This is a genomic window from Paenibacillus hamazuiensis, assembly GCF_023276405.1.
Classification (GTDB): Bacteria; Bacillota; Bacilli; order Paenibacillales; family NBRC-103111; genus Paenibacillus_AF; species Paenibacillus_AF hamazuiensis.
Window position 1 is genome coordinate 2,511,127 of record NZ_JALRMO010000001.1, and the last position, 17,309, is coordinate 2,528,435.

The following is a 17,309-nucleotide window of genomic DNA, read 5'->3' on the forward strand; positions in this document are numbered from 1 at the left end:
CGGAATTCCGGTCAGCCCGTTAACGTTTTATGGCTCATGGAGGCTTCCAGAATTGCTTCCTGCGTCGCCGAATCGCCGCTCAACTCGGCGGTCACCCGTCCTTCCTTCATGACGATGATCCTGTCGCTCATCCCGATCACCTCCGGCATTTCCGAGGAGACCAGCAGAATGCCGTAGCCTTGACTCGCCAGCTCGTTAATCATTTCGTAAATCGCCGATTTCGCTCCGACATCGACGCCCTTGGTCGGCTCATCGAGGATGATGATGTCGAGTTCGGCGGTAAGCAGCTTGGCGAAAACCACTTTCTGCTGATTGCCGCCCGATAGGGAGCTGACAAGATCATGAATGCTGCTTGCCTTGACACCCACTTTCTCGGCGAGAGATTTGGATATGTGCGCCTCCTTATCATCGTTCAGCCAGCCTTTCCTCGAGTAACCGTCGAGGGTCGGCAGCGTGATGTTGCGTCCGATTCCCCACTGAAGCACAAGACCTTGCTTTTGCCGGTCCTCCGGCAAATAACCGATACCGAGCTTCATCGCATGGAGCGGGCTCTTAATCTTGACTTCCTCGCCTTTCAGAAACAGCTTGCCGCGGTCCGGACTTTCAATGCCAAAGATCGCTTGGCATACCTCGGTGCGACCCGCACCGACGAGCCCTGTCAGACCGACGATTTCCCCGCGGTGCAGCTTGAAGGATACATCAGCGAAATAGCCGGTTCTCTCCAGCCCTTCGACGCGCAGAAGCTCCTCGCCTTTTTTCGCTTTCTTGGACGGATACAGCTGCGTAACCTCCCTGCCGACCATCGCCACGATGAGATCATCATTCGTAATGTCCTGAACGCCCCAGCATCCGATATATTGGGCATCCCGGAACACCGTCACGCGGCTCGCCAGCCGGTACATGTCCTCAAACCGGTGAGAGATGAAGATGATCGCCACTCCGCTGTCGCGAAGCTGCTCCGCAATCTTGTACAGCTCCTCGCTTTCACGCTTCGTCAAAGCCGCCGTCGGTTCATCCATGATGATAATCTTCGCATTCATGGACAACGCTTTCGCTATTTCGACAATTTGCTGCTGCGCCACGCTGAGCGACCCCATCAGCTCCTTCGGATCCAACGGCGCCCCGAGGCGATTCAGCAGCTCACGCGCCTCGCCGTGCATTTCGTTCCATAAGATGCGCTTTGTTCGGTGATGTACTTTTTCGTGTCCCATAAAAATATTTTCCGTTACGCTTAAATCCGGATAACAGGTCACGTGCTGATAAATTGCCGCGATTCCGTGCGCTTTCGCATCGTTCGGCCCTTTGAACTCGACTTTTCGGCCGTTCAGAAACATTTCGCCTTCATCCGGTGCGTGGACGCCGGTAATGATCTTGATAAACGTCGATTTTCCCGCTCCATTCTCGCCCATCAACGCATGGATTTCTCCGGGCTTGAGCGCAAACTGAACGCGATCCAGCGCTTTGACGCCCGGGAACGTCTTTGTAATCGCTTTCAGTTCGAGGATAAACTCTGACATAAGCTGGGCCCCTATCCATTATTTTTATAAAATCGTTCGTTGTTGTGTAGAGTATAACATAAGAATAATCGTTTGAGTATACATTTATTTTATTTTTTATTTTATTTATGATCGTTTATGTTTTTTTCAAACAAAACAATTGCTCCAGACCTATGGTCTGGAGCTGCGTCAATCCAATTTCATATTAAGCCAGATGAATGTCCATTCGGCAAACCGACTTATTTCACGCAGGATGTTGTCTGGAATTAAAGCTGTTTATAATAAAGTCTTTTAATTTTGATAATAAAGTTTTTTAAAAATGCGGCCCTTTTCGATTGACGAATTAGGACGATCGTGCTAATATTGAACTAAATTGGACGATCGTCCTAATTTTGTTGCAAACTTTGAAGGAGATGTGATCGTGAATGTCAAAAGATGTATTTGAGCCTGTTCAACTGGGTGATCTGACTTTGGCTAATCGGATGGTCATGGCACCGATGACTCGTAATCGTGCTGATGCAAACGGGGTTGTGCCCCCAATGATGGTGACCTACTATCAACAACGCGCCAGTGCTGGTCTCATCATCACTGAGTCTGTACCCGTTTCACCTGAGGCGGTCGGCTACCCGTTCACCCCGGGGATCTATACGGAAACCCAAGCTGTTAGCTGGCTCCGAGTGACCGATGCGGTGCACTCGGCCGGCGGCCGAATCTTTCTTCAGCTGCAGCATTGCGGGCGTATCTCCCACCCAAGCTTACAGCCGGACAATGCGACGCCAGTGGCTCCATCGGCGCTGCGGCCGGAGGGACAAGTCTTTACATATACTGGATTGCATAATTTTGTGACGCCACGCGCACTTGAGACCTCCGAAATTCCGAAGATTGTAGCTCAGTTCAAACACGCCGCCGAGATGGCCAAACATGCGGGCTTTGATGGCGTGGAGGTGCACGGCGCCAACGGTTATGTGATCGATCAATTCCTCCGCGACGGCAGCAACCACCGCGCTGACGCGTATGGAGGCAACGTGCAGAATCGTATGCGTTTGTTGAACGAAGTCCTCGATACGGTATGCGAGGTGTGGCCTGCGCAGCGCGTAGGTGTTCGCTTGACCCCGGAAAATCGGTTCAACTCCATGTCGGATTCCAACCCGCAGACGCACTTCTCGTATTTCGTCGAACAGTTGAGTTCGCGCGATTTGGCGTATTTGCATGTGCTCGAAGGTGATATGATGACGAAGAACAGTGAGTTGGACTATCTCGCCTTGCGTTCGAAGTATTCTGGACTGTATATTGCTAATAATGGCTATGACTTGGTACGTGCCCAAACGGCAGTACGTAGTGGCGCCGCAGACTTGGTTGCTTTTGGGACTCCGTTCTTGGCCAATCCGGATCTGGTGAAGCGCTATCGGGAGGGTCTGCCATTAAATGAAGCTGATCGGGCCACGTTTTACCAAGGCGGCGAAGCTGGTTACATCGACTATTCCTTTTACCGCGATGAGAAAGCATAAGCAAGTCGACTGGCCTTGGAAGTGTGGTCGGCTATGGAGGTGTTAGACATGAAGGGTAAATCAACTCGCGAGCACATCGTCGAATCGGCCGACCGTCTATTCTATCAGCGAGGTTATGAACATACATCGATTGCGGATATTGCCGATTCCGTTCAAATTTCTAAGGGGAACTTCACTTATCACTTCAAATCGAAGGATGAAATTCTGTCTGCCGTGATCCAATTGCGACTGGAGAACACCCGGAACATGCTCGTCCAATGGGAAGATGAAGGTGAGCGGCCCGAGGAACGTATCAAGAGCTTTATCAACATTCTGATCGCGAACCAAACTGATATTAAAATGTACGGTTGCCCAGTAGGTACGCTGTGCACGGAACTGGCGAAGCTGAATCATGCCTCAAAAGCGGAGGCGAACGAGCTATTTTCCCTGTTTCGGGCCTGGTTGAGCCGGCAGTTCGCGTTTCTCGGCCTCGAAGCAAACGCCGACGAGCTGGCGATGCATCTCCTCGCCCGAAGCCAAGGGGTCGCCACGCTGGCGCAAGCGTTTCAGGATGAGAGTTTCATCAAGCACGAGGTCGAGCTGATGTGTGACTGGTTGAGCCGTATGGCGAGCGCCGCGCAGCTTACGAACGAATCGGGAGGGACCAATGAACGCGACGATTGTTGGACATGATGGTAAACTGCGCTGCCGCTGGTGCGGGGCCGCGCCGGAGTTTCTTCATTATCACGATACTGAATGGGGATTTCCGGTCAGAGACGATCAGCGGTTGTTCGAGAAATTGAGTTTGGAGGGTTTCCAATCTGGACTGAGTTGGCGCACCATACTTGCGAAACGCGAGAACTTCCGTGCGGCGTTCCATAATTTCGACTTCGATCGAATCGCAAACTATACGGAGCGTGACCTCGACCGTCTGCTCGAGGATGAAGGCATCGTCCGACATCGCGGTAAGATTGAGGCGGTTATTAACAATGCGCAGCGGGCGCAGGAGCTCATCAAACGGGAAGGCTCGCTGGCCGCCTTCATTTGGCGGTACGAGCCAGGCCGGAGTCAGTTGGCAAAGCCGCAGACCGCATCGATCTCAGCGCAATCGACCGCGCTGTCGAAGGAGCTCAAAAAGCAGGGCTGGAAATTCGTAGGACCAACTACGGTGTATGCCTTTATGCAAGCGATGGGGTTGATCAACGATCATGTCGAGGATTGCGCGATCCGGGTAAAGGTTGAGGCCGCGCGCCAACATTTCCAGCGTCCAGGAGAAGCTATTGGCAGTCTATGAGCCGTACTATTAAAGTTAGAATGTCATCGTTATTCTAACGGGTGGTTAGTTCAATGATTTTAAATAACTTTATTTCTGACCCGGCCGGCCTCATAGGCCGGGTTTACTGCTTTTTTTTTTGCGACCATTTTAAACAACTTTATTATCAGACAGCACCGGAGGCATAGTATAAGATCTGTTCCTGCGTGGCCTCTTCGCGCTCGAATATTTTACGGATTTCTCCGTTATACATAACGAAAATCCGGTCCGACATGCCCATGATTTCGGGCAAATCGGATGAAATGATGATGATCGAAGCGCCGGACAATACCATTTCGTTCATAATGTTATAAATGTCCGATTTGGAGCCGATATCGATTCCGGCCGTCGGTTCGTCGATGATCAGCACGTGAGCTCCGGCAAACAGCCATTTGGCGAAGACGATCTTCTTCTGTTTTCCCCCGCTCAAATTGCCGACGAGCTCGTTCTCGTCCGCCGCAATCTCCAGCCTTTCAATAAACTCCTTGGCAAAGCCCGTTTCCTTGGCGTCATTCAAGAAGCCGGCGCGCGACACTCTTCCGAGATTGGTTAACGTAATATTCTCCGAGATGGGCGCATCCGCGATCAACCCTTCCTCCGTGTTGATCCCCGTCACATAGCACAATCCGTTCGTCTTAGCGATATGAGGCGTCATGGAGCGGAACGATTTGCCGCGAATCGTAATGCTCCCCTCGTATGGGCCATTAATGCCGAATAATACTTTGGCCAGCGTCCGTCTTCCCGCCCCGCTAAGGCCGGTCAGTCCGATAATCTCGCCCTGTCTGATGTCAAAATTAATATTCCGGATGCGCCCCTGAAAGTAAAGATTTTCCACCCGCATGATTTCTTTGCCTTTCTTGACATTCAGCTTCGGGTACCGGTCCCTCAGGTCTTTGCCGGCCATCGCTTTGACGATTTCATTGATCTCGACCTCGCCGACGGGACACGTCTGGATGACTTCGCCGTCTCTTATGACGGTTACCCGATCCGCGATTTGCTTGATCTCCTCAAGTCGGTGAGAGATGTAAACGATCGTTACCCCAAGCTGCTTAAGATGGCGGATAACGCCGAACAGCAGCTCGATTTCCCGCTCAGTCAAAGCAGCTGTAGGCTCATCCATAATCATAATTTTGGCCTGCCGGGATAACGCCTTGATGATCTCCACAAACTTTTGCTGTCCGACGCTGAGCGATTTGACCGACGCTTTCGAATCGATGTTCAGACCGAACATATCCAAATACCGGCGGGTTTCGGCATAAGCCTGGTCCCAATGAATGAACCGGCTCCACTTCTTCAGCGGTTCTCGGCCTATGTAAACGTTTTCGGTAATGTTCAAATCTTGGAACAGCCTGATTTCTTGATAAATCATGGCGATGCCAAGATCCTGCGCCTGCCTCGGGCTCTGGATCGTCACCTTTTCCCCGCCGATGATGATGTCGCCTTCGTCGGGCATGAACAAGCCCGCCAATATTTTCATCAGCGTCGTCTTCCCGGCCCCGTTCTCCCCGATTAAGGCGTGAACCTCACCACGGTCCGCGCTGAACCGGATGCGGCTGAGCACGGTATTGTCTCCAAAGCTTTTGGTGATGTCCTTCATTTGCAGGAAATGTTCCACCTGTTCGCCTCTTTTCTTCCGGAACTTGTTCATTTAGGTGACGCTCGCGTCAACTGGTGTATGCCTTCAATTCCCCGCGCTTGAACACGCTTTTTTATTATTCAAGCTCGAACGTGGTATACAGCTTGACCGCCTGTTCGAAAAAGTGCTTTTTATACTCGGACGGAATTTGTTTATTGGTGATCACTTTGCTGGCCAGCGATAAGTCTCCGAGCTTCGCAAAGCCGATCGCGCCGAATTTCGTATAATCTGCGGCAATGACAATATCGCTCGAAATTTTCATCACCTCTTGCAAAACCATCACTTCCTCATAGCTTCCCACCGTGTAACCGGAGTCAAAATGGACGCCTTTCACCGATATAAACGCTTTATTGATAAAAATGCCGGTGAGCGTCTGCATCGTAAAACCGCCCGTCAGCATCGACGAGGACGGCCTTAAATCGCCGCCGGTTACGACCACCTTGATGCCGATGCTTTCATTTAACATAAGCGCGATATATAGGTCATTGGTGACGACGGTCAGCCGTTTGTCCTTCAGGTTGCGCGCAATCTCCAGACAAGTGGTGCCGGGGCTGAGGTAGATCGCTTCCCCGTCCTCGACCATTTGAGCCGCTATTTTGCCGATCATCCGCTTTTCTTCGGCTATTTTGTCATCCGTTTCACTTGCATTCGTAGCAGGCTGAGCCTGCAGCAGGTTTTCATTCAATACCGCTCCGCCGTACGTCTTAAGCAGTACGCCCATCTGTTCCAGCTTATCGAGGTCCCGGCGAATCGTGACTTCCGTAACGGAAAACAGCTCGCTCAGCTCGTAGACATCGACCCGCTTTTTTTTAAACAGCAGCTCTTTGATTTTATTCAGTCTTTCAATGGGAAACATCGGATAGCTCCTGTGTGAATCGCCGATTTTTTAACTATTATAGCATAAGTCATGTCGCTTTGTGTTTTTTTATGTTCGATACGTAAATGAAAGTGATCGTTGCCCAATCGAGCTCAGCCCGGCCATTCCGCTGTCCGATGCGCTGCCAGTGCAGCCGTGGCGGCGTCGCGATAGGAATCGCGAGAGCGAAGCCTATCGCCGACAGATCGCCAATTCTACGCCGAAAACCATTTTAGTATCCGCCTTTTGGATTTTTGAACCGCAATACTCCAAGTTCCGCATTTTCTGTTCGAAACTTGAAATATAGATAATAATTACCGGCTTCATATCCGACTACATATTCCTCTATGCCGGCTTCGTTTGGCCCTTCATAGTTCGGTTTGCCCAAAAGTTCTTTTATTTTGGCTCCAGGCGTTTCGATTTTGACGTCGATGACATGGACACGATCATCCCGCTCGTTTAAGTAGAAGAAGCAATTTCCATACTTTAAATATTCTCCATCTTGGATGCCGATTTCATCTGGCTCGCCCAATAATCGAATCAAGTCTTGTTTGGAATTCCCTAGAGCCACATCAATTCCTTTGAGTTTTCCTTGACTTGCAGTGGAAATGAAGTCAGGATCAAGTTTTGGTTTAAATCTTTCCCGCTCCGTTTGATCAATTGGCTCTTCTTTCGTCGGGGGTTCTGTTTCGGTTAATGCCAAGACTTTACCGGTCACGGCGTCTATAAACACGATCATTTTGTTTTCGGCCGGGTAAACGGCGATCACCTTCCAAACCGCGCGGTTTTCTTTTGATATTTCGTCTTGAAAATCTCTTAGAAATTCAGCGTTCCACTGCGGATTGTTTACGGAGTCCATTTGTTTGGCGATTTTTATAGCGGCTTCTTTGTCAAGATATTGGTCATTTATTAATGACTTGATCCATGCATTTCCTTGCCAGCTATGAATGTGAAACCATTGTTCGCCGTCCGGAGATACCCATTTTTCAAAGGCTTTCACCGTTTGAGGAGCAATAGCGCCCATACTGATTTTCGTAAACGTTCGGATATTTCCGTAACGGTGTAACCGTGTGAAATTCAACGGATTCGTCCGTCCTATGAATGTTCTCCGGTTCCGAAAATTTCTTGTTTATCCATGTCTCCTCGCCGGATGCGGTTCTCACGTGGTACCAGTCGTTGTATTTTTCGAAAGAGGTGACGATTTGCGGCTGAAGCACTCCATTATCGCCATCGTAAGGAACCGGAAGATCGAATTTTGAGGTAGTTGTCGACAAAGCGATTTGCTCATTTACAATTGTTACAGGGAATGAGTGGTTCTCCGCATCAATTAGCCATTTTTCACCTGCCCACGTTTCGGCAAGATAACTGCTTTGAAATTTATTTTGGTAGCGTGCGACGATGCGCACGGTTTGTGGCGAAAGAGCAAGCTCGGTTGCGCTGTCCGAAAAAGGCGAGTCATTTAAACGCGTTTCTTTACTCAGCCATATACCCATGTCGGTTTTCTGAATAAAGCCCATCCGCCGAAGTTCCAAATGAATCCATTGGTCAGCACCCATCCAAGTTTGTACTTTGAACCATTTTTTGTCTGTATCTTTTTGAAAGGTAAGCCAATTCCCCTCGGCACCGATAACTTGGAGATTCTGGGGTGCAAGCGCGCCTATTGGCTCTATCGTCTCGTCGGGGGCAGTGTAGATCGGCGTTTCTTCCAAAAGAGTGATTACCGTTGACAATTTGCTTGGTTCTGGTATAGCTTCCGCAACCTTAAGTTGTAAACAAAACAAAACGGCGGCAAACAGCAATATTAACTTTTTTTTCAAAACAACCCCCCCCCCCCTTAAATTAATACCTAATACTTTCGAGGCATTTACCACGTTATCCTGCCAGTTACTTCAATGGGATATACCTAGGAAAAAATAAGCCATAGCAGGAGTATTGAATGTAAGTGTTGAATCCATGTAGAAAGATTATCCAAATGTCGAAAAAAGAGGGCTGGTTACGATGAAACGAAGCAATATATGCCGATTCACAATGACTTTACTTTTCTTGCTCTTGTTTACATTCCCTTTGTACAACGGATATGCAGCAGCTTCTGATAATCCGGTGGAAGTCTACGCCGATGGATACCGCGTTCCGTTCACTCAGCCGCCGTTTTTGGAGGATGGGGTGGTTTGGGGGGAGCTGCTGCCTTTTTTGGAGACCGTTGGGATGCAAACTGAATGGGAAGCCGAGACGCAAATGGTCACGGCCACTTATAAAGGTAGTTTGATCGAATTGAACGTAAATTCATCCGAAATCAAAATTTTTGGCTATTCGAAGCCTCTGGCATTTGTTCCTAGAGTGATCAATGACGCGGTGTTCGTCCCATTAAAGCCTTTTGTAGAAGTTTTGGGTGAAGTATCCTGGGTTGAAAGTGACAATCGCATCAAAATTGTATTCGACAAAGGTTATCCCACTTACGTGGCTGCCAAGAACAACGATTTGGAGCAAGCCACGTATTCGTTAAGTCACCGCGGAGGAGCCAATTTTGTCAATCGAGACGACGGGTCGACAACTTTGTCTTGGGCCATGCATCATAAAAATACAGAAATGATCGATCTGCTGCTTCAGTACGGTGCGGATCCGAATCACGAAATAGCCGTCTCCGGCGAATCTGTCAGCCCCTTGGAAGCTGCTGTCATGGACAAAGATCCGAAGCTCGTGCAGCTACTGTTGGAGTACGGAGCGGATGTAACCTCCTCGGATCGGGAAGGCACTGCTCTGGATTTGGCCAGAATAACTGGGCAAAAAGCTGTCAGCGAATCCGACAAACAAAAAATGCAGCAAATCATCGCTTTGCTTCAGAGGCAGCAGGAGGTCGTTTCATTGGCCGATCAAAGGGTACTTATCCCTTACAACGCTGGCGGAAAGATGAACCTGTTCAAAGGGGAATATGGTCACTGGGGATACTTCGATCAAACCGGTAAAAAAGCGATAAGGCCAAAATTCGCTCTAGCTTATCCTTTTTCAGAAGGGCTTGCCTATGCGGTAAGCAAGGATTTATCACAGGCGGGTTATATCGACCGGACCGGTAAATTCGTTATTACACTTGATTTAAGCGCTAGACTATATGCAGGAGATTTTAAAGAAGGGCTGGCTGCTGTCAGAAAGGATGGAAAGTGGGGGTTTATCGATAGGCAAGGCAACTTTGTCATTGCTCCGAAGTATGAGATTGTGTTTCCTTTCTCAGAGGGCTTGGCGCGGTTCGCAATAAATAACAAAGTAGGATTTATTAACCGCTCCGGAGAAGAGGTAATAGAGCCTAAATACACATCGGCTTCTGAATTCCTTAATGGAATGGCGCATGTGGAAGGGGACGAGAGAGGCTTTATCAACACGAAGGGCGAACTCGTTATTGATTTCGAACAATTGGGACTATCCGTAGCGGGAGGATTTTTCGGGGAATATGCGCCGGTTTTCAAAAATGGCAAAGCCGGGTACATTAACAAGCAAGGCGAATTTGCGATCCCTCCCATTTATTACGGCGCCGGTAACTTTCGAGAAGGCCTTGCCGCAGTTACATTCGATGGGAAGTCCTACGGTTACATCGACAAATCGGCTCAAATGGTCATAACGCCACAGTATGATTTTGCAGCTCCGTTCCGTAACGGCCAAGCGTTAGTTAAAGTGAATGGAAAATGGGGCTTTATCAATCCTAAAGGCGAAACGATTGTATCGCCAAGTTTTGATGGTTTCGATGGAATACTGGGCGCTGGTCCATTATGGCGGCATGACGCTTTTTCAGACGAAGCTGATGGCATGGCCATACTACGCAAAAGCGATCAAACCTTTTATGTACTTCCGGATGGTAAAATCATTGAATTTTCCAAAACAGTGGAATGACGGCTTTCCGACGTTCTCCACCTCAAGCATTACGGTGTCCCAGGGGGAGACGGTTTTCAAGCCACTCATAAACAAAGCATCGTCCAATTCTGGTCCGCTTTTGCTTGTTACGTAGGAAGATAAACAATCTTCTGCGAATATGCCGATTAATTTTCTGCAGAAAAACGGCTGGAAACTGTGGGTCAGTCTTACCGTAGTATCCTCGCCATCCTTGAATGACCGGGTTCAAATTCATTCACTATATCCTGAAGCGACCATGGAAGACGGCTTCTTGGAGCGGTTATTCTTTCACCCTAGCCCGCATCTTCTTCATGGCTTTCTTTGATGGGAAGCCAAGTAGGATGTGGGTTAGTCCTCCCTTCTCCTCCTCAGTAAATTACGGTGATGCATTCCCGAAAATCGACTCCCGCTGTTTCATTGTAAACGTTCACAAGCTTTGACTTTGCGCTTGAAGATACGCCGCTCACACCATCTCTTGATGGCCCGTTTGTTTCCATATGATTAGCTATAGACCCTTACATTCAGTTGTTCGTCAGTCCTTTTCGTGGAGCCCTAGTGACCATATCCAGTTTTTCGGCCGCGATTCTTATCTTTTTGGTATACCTTTCCATAGGAAGAGCTTCGGCCTCCATTCAGTCGAATTTTTGAATTAAAAAATCCCTATGTTACGGGGATCTCACAGCGCCTATGTTTATGTCGCCGGGCAGTTGACAAGAACTTAACCTTCTTTACGGATTACGCATAAATATTTTATGAAATAGAAAAAATACCCATTATATAATATATGGTATGTATGGGTTATTATGGTTTGCTAAAAATGAATTTTCAATAAATGATTTTAAGAACAACGGCTAACTTATTGGTATTACGTGCTCCCTTTAAAGTTTGGAAATGGACTTGGAATAGGAATTGAGGTTATCGAACTTGGGAAAAAGTTTGGAAATGGACTTGGAATAGGAATTGAGGTTATCGAACTTGGGAAATAGTTTTTCTAACGAACTTCGCCGTCCTAAGGCACATCTTTCGCAATATATCGCAAATTACATTCATGAACAAAACCCATGGACGCTTGTATGGTGGTCTGCCGCCCTTCCGGGAGCCGGACATATGCAATTATGCAAATATGGCTCGGGAACCATATTAATGATTTGGGAGTTTGTTACCAATGTACAAGCTCATATCAACGAAGCCATTTTTTATTCAATGATTGGTCAATTTCACCTTGCTAAATCCGTAATTGATACAAGATGGTTTCTTCTTTATATGGCCATTTATGTTTTTACCATGTGGGATTGTTACCGTATCACCTTGGATTTAAATAAATACTCCCAGTTAGCTGACCGAGTTGATTCGCCTATTATGCCGTTTAATATCGGAGCCTTTGAAATTAATTATCTTAATTATCGAAAACCGATAAACGGTGTGATTTGGACCCTTTTCATGCCCGGTTTGGGGGCCTTATACACCAACAGACTTCCCTTGGGCTTTTTCCTTCTGATCTGTACTTTGTTTACTATTTATCAATCTAAAGTGCTTCCATCCATCCATTGGATGGTTGAAGGAAAACTTGATTTGGTTAAAACCGAAATAAGTAAGCAGTGGTTATTAAATCTCCCCTCACTATTGGGGTTTGCTAGCAGTTCGACCTATATCGACATTCAATTTACAAATCAATTATATAAAACGGAACAGTCAAGGTATTTGGCGGATAACTATCAATCCATTCGCTTCAAGATGCCTAAAAAAAACAAAAGGAGTGAGTCCGTGCATATCATTTCAACATTTCAACATACTGCCTATTTGGAACTCGCTCTGAGCGATCTGGAACAAGAGGGAATTTCCAAAGATAATATTTTTGTTGCGACACTGGATAAAAATTCTCCTGATTCGCCAGATGTGCTGCGGTCGCATAAAGAAAGTGCCAGCAGATTTGAATTGGCTTTCATTTTGGCAACGGTCTTTATGCTGCTGGGAAGTATTTATGGATTTATTTGGATTTGGGGGCCCATTATTTGGGCGTTGATAGGATTGGTTTTTGGAGGTGCCCTTGGGGTTACGATCACCTTGCTATTCAAGAAAAATAAATGGTTCGTAAGAGATACGCCAATTGATGTAGTAGTCATTGTTGAATGCGAAAAACACCAGTTGGAGGTTGCCGAACGAATAATATGGAAACACAAATCTTTGGGAGTAGCAAAAACTTAAATAATGTTACAAACGGAGTCTTTCCTGTTATCATATCAAGTCCCCATTTGCGGACCCAAAACAACCCGATTTGCCCCAAAACCGTTGGTATTGCACTACGAATAAGGAAGTACCCTTTTCACTACGTACCGGAGAGCGATACCCGAGTGGATGGATTTCTATGCTGGGGCTCTCCGGTTACATAGCCCGAAAACGGATGATCATGACACGAACGCATACGATATGCGCTTATCCCGGTACGAGGATAGCCGGATTATGAGACAAAATCAAACATAGAACGTACGACCAGCTTCTCCGGATCGGCAGCCGTGTTGTTCTGCGATTGGAATCGGACGGTTTGCGGCTGTCCCGGGATCAGATCGAAAAAATTATCGGTAAATCGGCCGTCCGATTCCGCCGATAGCCATACCTGCTTGGCCAGCACATCCGTTTCGAGTACAACCTTCGTTCCGTCGCTGTCCGCCGATACGGCGAGCTGAATGGCCGGTCGCGTCAAACGTAAATTTTTATGCGATTCAAAGTAATGCTCCTTCTTGTCCAGAACGGAACCTTGCGATCGCAGCTCAGCCTGAAAGAGTACCGATGCCGGGTCACGGTCCCGGAGGAGCTCGTTCCGATCCCATGCAAGCACCTGTTGACTCGAATTGGCCGGTATCCTTACAGCGCACTGCTGCTGCCATAGAATGACACCGTCGAAGTCCATGAGTCGGAATGCCAATTCGCCGTTAACCTCCGCTAGCTGATCCGATAGGACATAGAGTTCCAGCTGCCCGCTCCCCTTCTCATAGAGAGAGACGGCGACGTCTTGAAAGCTTCGTCTCGCATAATACTGCATAGCCTTCCAATTACCGTAATAATCCATACCGGCCCAGGAGGCGACCGGCCAGCAATCGTTCATTTGCCAATACAGGCTGCCCATACAGAACGGTTTGCGGCGCCGATGCGCTTCAATAGCCATTTTCATCGCCTCCGCCTGAAGCACCTGACTCATGTATAGAAATCCGGCAAAGTCTTTAGGCTCCTTCATATAGATATCCATATATTCTTTAATCAGCTGATTGCCGCGGTTATTCTTCTGGTGAGCCAGCATGACCGGCGATTCCAAAGCCATCTCGGATTCTTCGGCGTAAGTTCGTACCGTTCGATATTCAGGAAACGATTGAAAGCCGTATTCGCTGACAAACCGGCTCACTTTCACATTATAATTCTCGAAAGGCTCCACGGCATGCCAAACTCCCCAATAATGCGTATCGCCGTCTTTGGAGGTCGCATACGCATGCTGTCTGCTATCGCCGGTCAGCGCGCAAAGCGGCGACGAAGGCCAGTAGGACATACCCGGTGCGTAAGCGTTCACTGCCGCCGGCAATATGCGGTGGAAGATTGCCTCATAATCCGCCCAAATCTTCTCGCGAAGCTCTCCCGAATACTGCTGCTTCCAACCCCAGCCGGCATTCTCGTCATAATGGGCCCATGCGGTATCGATCTCGTTATTGCCGCACCACAGCGCAATACAAGGATGGTTGCGCAGGCGCTTAACATTATACTCAGCCTCCGCTTGCACATTGTTTAAAAACGCTTCATCCCCCGGATACATGCTGCAAGCAAACATGAAATCCTGCCAAACCAGCAAGCCATGCCGGTCGCACAGTTCGTAGAAAGCATCCTGCTCGTAGATGCCTCCTCCCCAGACTCGCAGCATATTCATGTTGGAAGCGACCGCCGTCTCGATTTCATGCCGGTACCGGTCATAGGTGATTTCCGTCAGGAAGCTATCGTTCGGGATATGATTGGCTCCTTTAGCAAATACAGGTACACCGTTCAGCTCCACATAAAACGTGGACCCGGCGTCGTCTTTTTCCGTAACGAGTCTGACCTCCCGCAGTCCGGTCTGAACCGATTTCAGCGCTCGGCTCTTTCCTTCCCGTATGAGCTCGGCCTGGAAGGTGTACAGATTCGGCTCCCCAAGTCCTCGGCACCACCACAAATCCGGCCGCTCGATTTGCAGCTCCAGCTCCACTTGGTGAATCCCGGCGGATACTTCGATATCCCTTTCCCAATGAAGCTCGCCGGTCCCTATTTTAAGGGATCCGCTCCAAGGCGCTGCCGCCTCCACCTCGACCACTGCCCGAAGGTTAGCGGCGGAAGACGAGACCTCGGATTGATGGATATACAAATCCGTAATGCGGCACTCCGACCAGCCGATCAGCTTGACTTCTCGCCATATCCCGCTTGTAACGAAGCGGGGCCCCCAATCCCAGCCGTAATGGTAAGGCGCCTTACGGGCAAAGACACTGATCTTTTGCTCCCCAAGCCCGCCGACATCGGATTGGTCGTTCGCGGCGGGCAGAGCGTAACCGAGCTGCTCCAGCTTGGGAAGATCCACCGATATCGGAGAGCGAAACAGTACCCTGATGACGTTGCCTTGCGGCTTAAGTATGGATTTCACGTCCGCCTTCCACTCCCGGAACATGTTGTCGGCAGAAATCACACGCTCGTCATTCACCCATACGTCCGCGTAAGTATCCAATCCGGCAAAGACAAGCTCCAGCCTCTCGGTGGACTGAAGCTCTTCCGGGTAATCGAAGACCGTCCGGTATTCCCAGTCTTTTTTATCAATCCACTGCAGCCTCTTCTCATTCATTCCGTAAAAAGGATTATCGATGATCCCCTGCTTCAGAAGATCCGTATGGACGCACCCGGGTACGCTGGCCTGAAGCCATTCGCGGTCCTCCGTGCTTTTGAAGTCCCAATGAACGATATTCCAATGTGTTTCACTCATCGTTTTCGCCCCAATCCCTTTGTTATCAAAACCATGCTTCCTTGAAAAGTTAATTTACCTGGCGCGTTCGCGGTATTCCTTCGGCGTCATGCCGGTCACCTTTTTGAATACTTTATTGAAATAAACCGGGTCCGCATAACCCACCATTTCTCCGACCTCGTATGTTTTCAGCCCTTGTGCTCTTCGCAAAGTAAGTTTGGCCTGCTCAATGCGGACGGAAATGATGTAATCGGTAATGGTCTCCCCGGTCTCCGTCTTGAACAATTTACTCAAATAGCTGGGGGTCAAATATACGAGATTGGCGAGCTCCGATAGCTCCAGTTCTTTCGTATAATGTTCCTGAATGTAGCTTTTGACCTTATGAATCACTTGATTGCCCTTCCTTGCTTCCTTCAGTTGCGCCAGCTCTTCCCTCGCCATCTGCCGGAAGGAAGCGGCGAACGCAGCCCATTCCCCATATAGATGAGGGACCGGTTCCTCCCTCTCCAATGCTGCGGACGCACCCAATCCCCGTTTTTCGCGAATCTGGCCGAGTACATGGGTACAGCTTTCCTGCAGCTGCGGCCAAGGATACTTGCGGACTTTCAGCTCTTGAACCCAACGCGCCAATTCCTCCACCGCACGATCCGTATCCGACAGCTCAAGTGCCTGATACCATTCACGGCTTAATAAAAGTACCGGATATGGCGGCTTCTCGTGAATCGGCGGATCGAATGGCAGCATGAACACCTGCTTTCCTTCCGCAAACCAGGCCTCATAGAAGGCCTTCTCCACTCTGCGTCCTTCTTCGGCAAGATGCTCGGCACCGCTGAACATACCGCTCGCCGCTATTCGCACTCGCCGATAGGCGGCCAAATGCCGCATCATGATGTTCGAAAGCTCTTTCATCCTACCCGCATGTTCGCCGCTACCTATGGACAGCAGCACGAGGTAACGTGCCTGATCCCATTCCCAGACTCTGCATTCATGCTCCCAATACGTTCGGAGCCCATCCAGATCGTCCTTTTGCAAAACCGGTTCCGCATGAACCAGCATGAGTGCACAATGGCTCCGGAATAGAGGAAGTTCGTTCAGCTCTTTCGTTACTTGCTGTACATACGGCTCCGAAAGCACGGGAGCATGTTCGGTCAGCAAAAATCGAACGCGTTCCTCCAGCGCGCCTTCGGATTTCCGCCGCTTCTCCTTTATCCCGGATTCCACCATATGGAGAAGCCGGTCAAGCTCATCCTGGTCCACGGGCTTGAGCAAATAATCCAACACGTGAAACCGCAGAGCTTCTTGGGCAAACTTGAAATCGCTGAAACCGCTTAATATGGCTATGTGTACGTCCGGCCTGAGCGTTCGCAGCCGTTCGATCAGTTCAAGCCCCGTCATCCGGGGCATTTTAATATCCGTAATGATCAGATCCGGCTCCAGCATGGCAAGCTGACCCAGCAGCTCCGCACCGCTGGCGAATGTCCCGATCACCTCATACTGCTTCCCCGCCCGTTGAATCAGCTTCGCCAGTCCCTGACGAATGTATTCTTCGTCGTCAACAACGATAATTTTAACCATAGACTCACATCCAATCGCTATATACCCACATTATACCATTTGGGCTGGATGCGCGTCCTTGCGAAAACCGGTCTGCCCGGGAGCTTATCAACAGACCTGCATAAG

At 49.0% G+C, this 17,309-nt stretch carries 13 protein-coding genes; 5 read left to right on the forward strand and 8 right to left on the reverse strand.

The features are described from left to right. Window positions 1–11 precede the first annotated feature (11 nt). The gene (locus MYS68_RS11140) at window positions 12–1,517 is read right to left on the reverse strand and encodes a sugar ABC transporter ATP-binding protein (RefSeq protein ID WP_248925908.1); all 1,506 of its coding nucleotides are present in this window, start codon (window positions 1,515–1,517) and stop codon (window positions 12–14) included. A 404-nt stretch (window positions 1,518–1,921) separates the two neighbouring features. On the opposite strand from MYS68_RS11140, the gene MYS68_RS11145 reads away from it, so the two are divergent. The 3 genes from MYS68_RS11145 to MYS68_RS11155 are packed head-to-tail and all read left to right on the forward strand — an operon-like array spanning window position 1,922 to window position 4,277. Continuing rightward, window positions 1,922–3,004, forward strand: coding sequence for an alkene reductase (locus MYS68_RS11145; RefSeq protein ID WP_248925909.1), 1,083 nt, complete (start codon window positions 1,922–1,924; stop codon window positions 3,002–3,004). 48 nt (window positions 3,005–3,052) lie between these two features. Continuing rightward, on the forward strand, window positions 3,053–3,676 hold the full coding sequence (locus MYS68_RS11150; RefSeq protein ID WP_248925910.1) for a TetR/AcrR family transcriptional regulator: 624 nt from the start codon (window positions 3,053–3,055) through the stop codon (window positions 3,674–3,676). Continuing rightward, window positions 3,651–4,277 carry a DNA-3-methyladenine glycosylase I gene (locus MYS68_RS11155; RefSeq protein WP_248925911.1) on the forward strand — a complete coding sequence of 209 codons (627 nt, stop codon included), beginning with the start codon at window positions 3,651–3,653 and terminating at the stop codon, window positions 4,275–4,277. The genes MYS68_RS11150 and MYS68_RS11155 overlap by 26 nt, the downstream gene beginning before the upstream one ends. A 145-nt stretch (window positions 4,278–4,422) precedes the next feature. Here MYS68_RS11155 and MYS68_RS11160 read toward each other — a convergent pair whose 3' ends face one another. The 4 genes from MYS68_RS11160 to MYS68_RS11175 all read right to left on the reverse strand — a co-directional run bounded on the left by MYS68_RS11160 (window position 4,423) and on the right by MYS68_RS11175 (window position 8,604). Next, complete coding sequence (locus tag MYS68_RS11160) at window positions 4,423–5,943, reverse strand: sugar ABC transporter ATP-binding protein (protein ID WP_248925912.1); 1,521 nt, start codon at window positions 5,941–5,943, stop codon at window positions 4,423–4,425. 64 nt (window positions 5,944–6,007) lie between these two features. Continuing rightward, window positions 6,008–6,787, reverse strand: a complete 780-nt coding sequence (locus tag MYS68_RS11165) for a DeoR/GlpR family DNA-binding transcription regulator (RefSeq protein WP_248925913.1) — start codon at window positions 6,785–6,787, stop codon at window positions 6,008–6,010. A 232-nt stretch (window positions 6,788–7,019) separates the two neighbouring features. Next, window positions 7,020–7,811, reverse strand: a complete 792-nt coding sequence (locus MYS68_RS11170) for a DUF4309 domain-containing protein (RefSeq protein ID WP_248925914.1) — start codon at window positions 7,809–7,811, stop codon at window positions 7,020–7,022. Further along, a complete protein-coding gene (locus tag MYS68_RS11175; RefSeq protein ID WP_248925915.1) occupies window positions 7,774–8,604 on the reverse strand; it encodes a hypothetical protein in 831 nt (276 codons plus the stop codon). The genes MYS68_RS11170 and MYS68_RS11175 overlap by 38 nt, the downstream gene beginning before the upstream one ends. A gap of 181 nt (window positions 8,605–8,785) precedes the next feature. Here MYS68_RS11175 and MYS68_RS11180 point away from each other — a divergent pair, with 181 nt between their 5' ends. Further along, window positions 8,786–10,666 carry a WG repeat-containing protein gene (locus tag MYS68_RS11180; RefSeq protein WP_248925916.1) on the forward strand — a complete coding sequence of 627 codons (1,881 nt, stop codon included), beginning with the start codon at window positions 8,786–8,788 and terminating at the stop codon, window positions 10,664–10,666. Between the two features lie 22 nt (window positions 10,667–10,688). Here the strand turns inward: MYS68_RS11180 and MYS68_RS39080 are convergent, their stop codons facing one another. Further along, window positions 10,689–10,901, reverse strand: a complete 213-nt coding sequence (locus tag MYS68_RS39080; RefSeq protein WP_420852110.1) for a group II intron maturase-specific domain-containing protein — start codon at window positions 10,899–10,901, stop codon at window positions 10,689–10,691. A 740-nt stretch (window positions 10,902–11,641) separates the two neighbouring features. Between MYS68_RS39080 and MYS68_RS11185 the strand changes: the two genes are divergently transcribed. After that, window positions 11,642–12,871, forward strand: coding sequence for a hypothetical protein (locus MYS68_RS11185; RefSeq protein ID WP_248925917.1), 1,230 nt, complete (start codon window positions 11,642–11,644; stop codon window positions 12,869–12,871). Between the two features lie 253 nt (window positions 12,872–13,124). On the opposite strand, the gene MYS68_RS11190 is transcribed toward MYS68_RS11185, so the two are convergent. Both MYS68_RS11190 and MYS68_RS11195 read right to left on the reverse strand, forming a co-directional pair. Beyond that, window positions 13,125–15,650, reverse strand: a complete 2,526-nt coding sequence (locus MYS68_RS11190; RefSeq protein ID WP_248925918.1) for a beta-mannosidase — start codon at window positions 15,648–15,650, stop codon at window positions 13,125–13,127. A 54-nt stretch (window positions 15,651–15,704) separates the two neighbouring features. After that, window positions 15,705–17,204 (reverse strand): response regulator, encoded by a 1,500-nt coding sequence (locus MYS68_RS11195; protein ID WP_248925919.1) that lies wholly within the window; start codon window positions 17,202–17,204, stop codon window positions 15,705–15,707. Window positions 17,205–17,309: the final 105 nt, after the last annotated feature.

Excerpts from the sequence above, each read along its gene's own strand:
- MYS68_RS11140 (WP_248925908.1), bottom strand. The coding sequence starts at position 1,517 with ATGTCAGAGTTTATCCTCGAACTGAAAGCGATTACAAAGACGTTCCCG.
- MYS68_RS11145 (WP_248925909.1), top strand. The coding sequence starts at position 1,922 with ATGTCAAAAGATGTATTTGAGCCTGTTCAACTGGGTGATCTGACTTTG.
- MYS68_RS11150 (WP_248925910.1), top strand. The coding sequence starts at position 3,053 with ATGAAGGGTAAATCAACTCGCGAGCACATCGTCGAATCGGCCGACCGT.
- MYS68_RS11155 (WP_248925911.1), top strand. The coding sequence starts at position 3,651 with ATGAACGCGACGATTGTTGGACATGATGGTAAACTGCGCTGCCGCTGG.
- MYS68_RS11160 (WP_248925912.1), bottom strand. The coding sequence starts at position 5,943 with ATGAACAAGTTCCGGAAGAAAAGAGGCGAACAGGTGGAACATTTCCTG.
- MYS68_RS11165 (WP_248925913.1), bottom strand. The coding sequence starts at position 6,787 with ATGTTTCCCATTGAAAGACTGAATAAAATCAAAGAGCTGCTGTTTAAA.
- MYS68_RS11170 (WP_248925914.1), bottom strand. The coding sequence starts at position 7,811 with ATGGGCGCTATTGCTCCTCAAACGGTGAAAGCCTTTGAAAAATGGGTA.
- MYS68_RS11180 (WP_248925916.1), top strand. The coding sequence starts at position 8,786 with ATGAAACGAAGCAATATATGCCGATTCACAATGACTTTACTTTTCTTG.
- MYS68_RS39080 (WP_420852110.1), bottom strand. The coding sequence starts at position 10,901 with ATGAATTTGAACCCGGTCATTCAAGGATGGCGAGGATACTACGGTAAG.
- MYS68_RS11190 (WP_248925918.1), bottom strand. The coding sequence starts at position 15,650 with ATGAGTGAAACACATTGGAATATCGTTCATTGGGACTTCAAAAGCACG.
- MYS68_RS11195 (WP_248925919.1), bottom strand. The coding sequence starts at position 17,204 with ATGGTTAAAATTATCGTTGTTGACGACGAAGAATACATTCGTCAGGGA.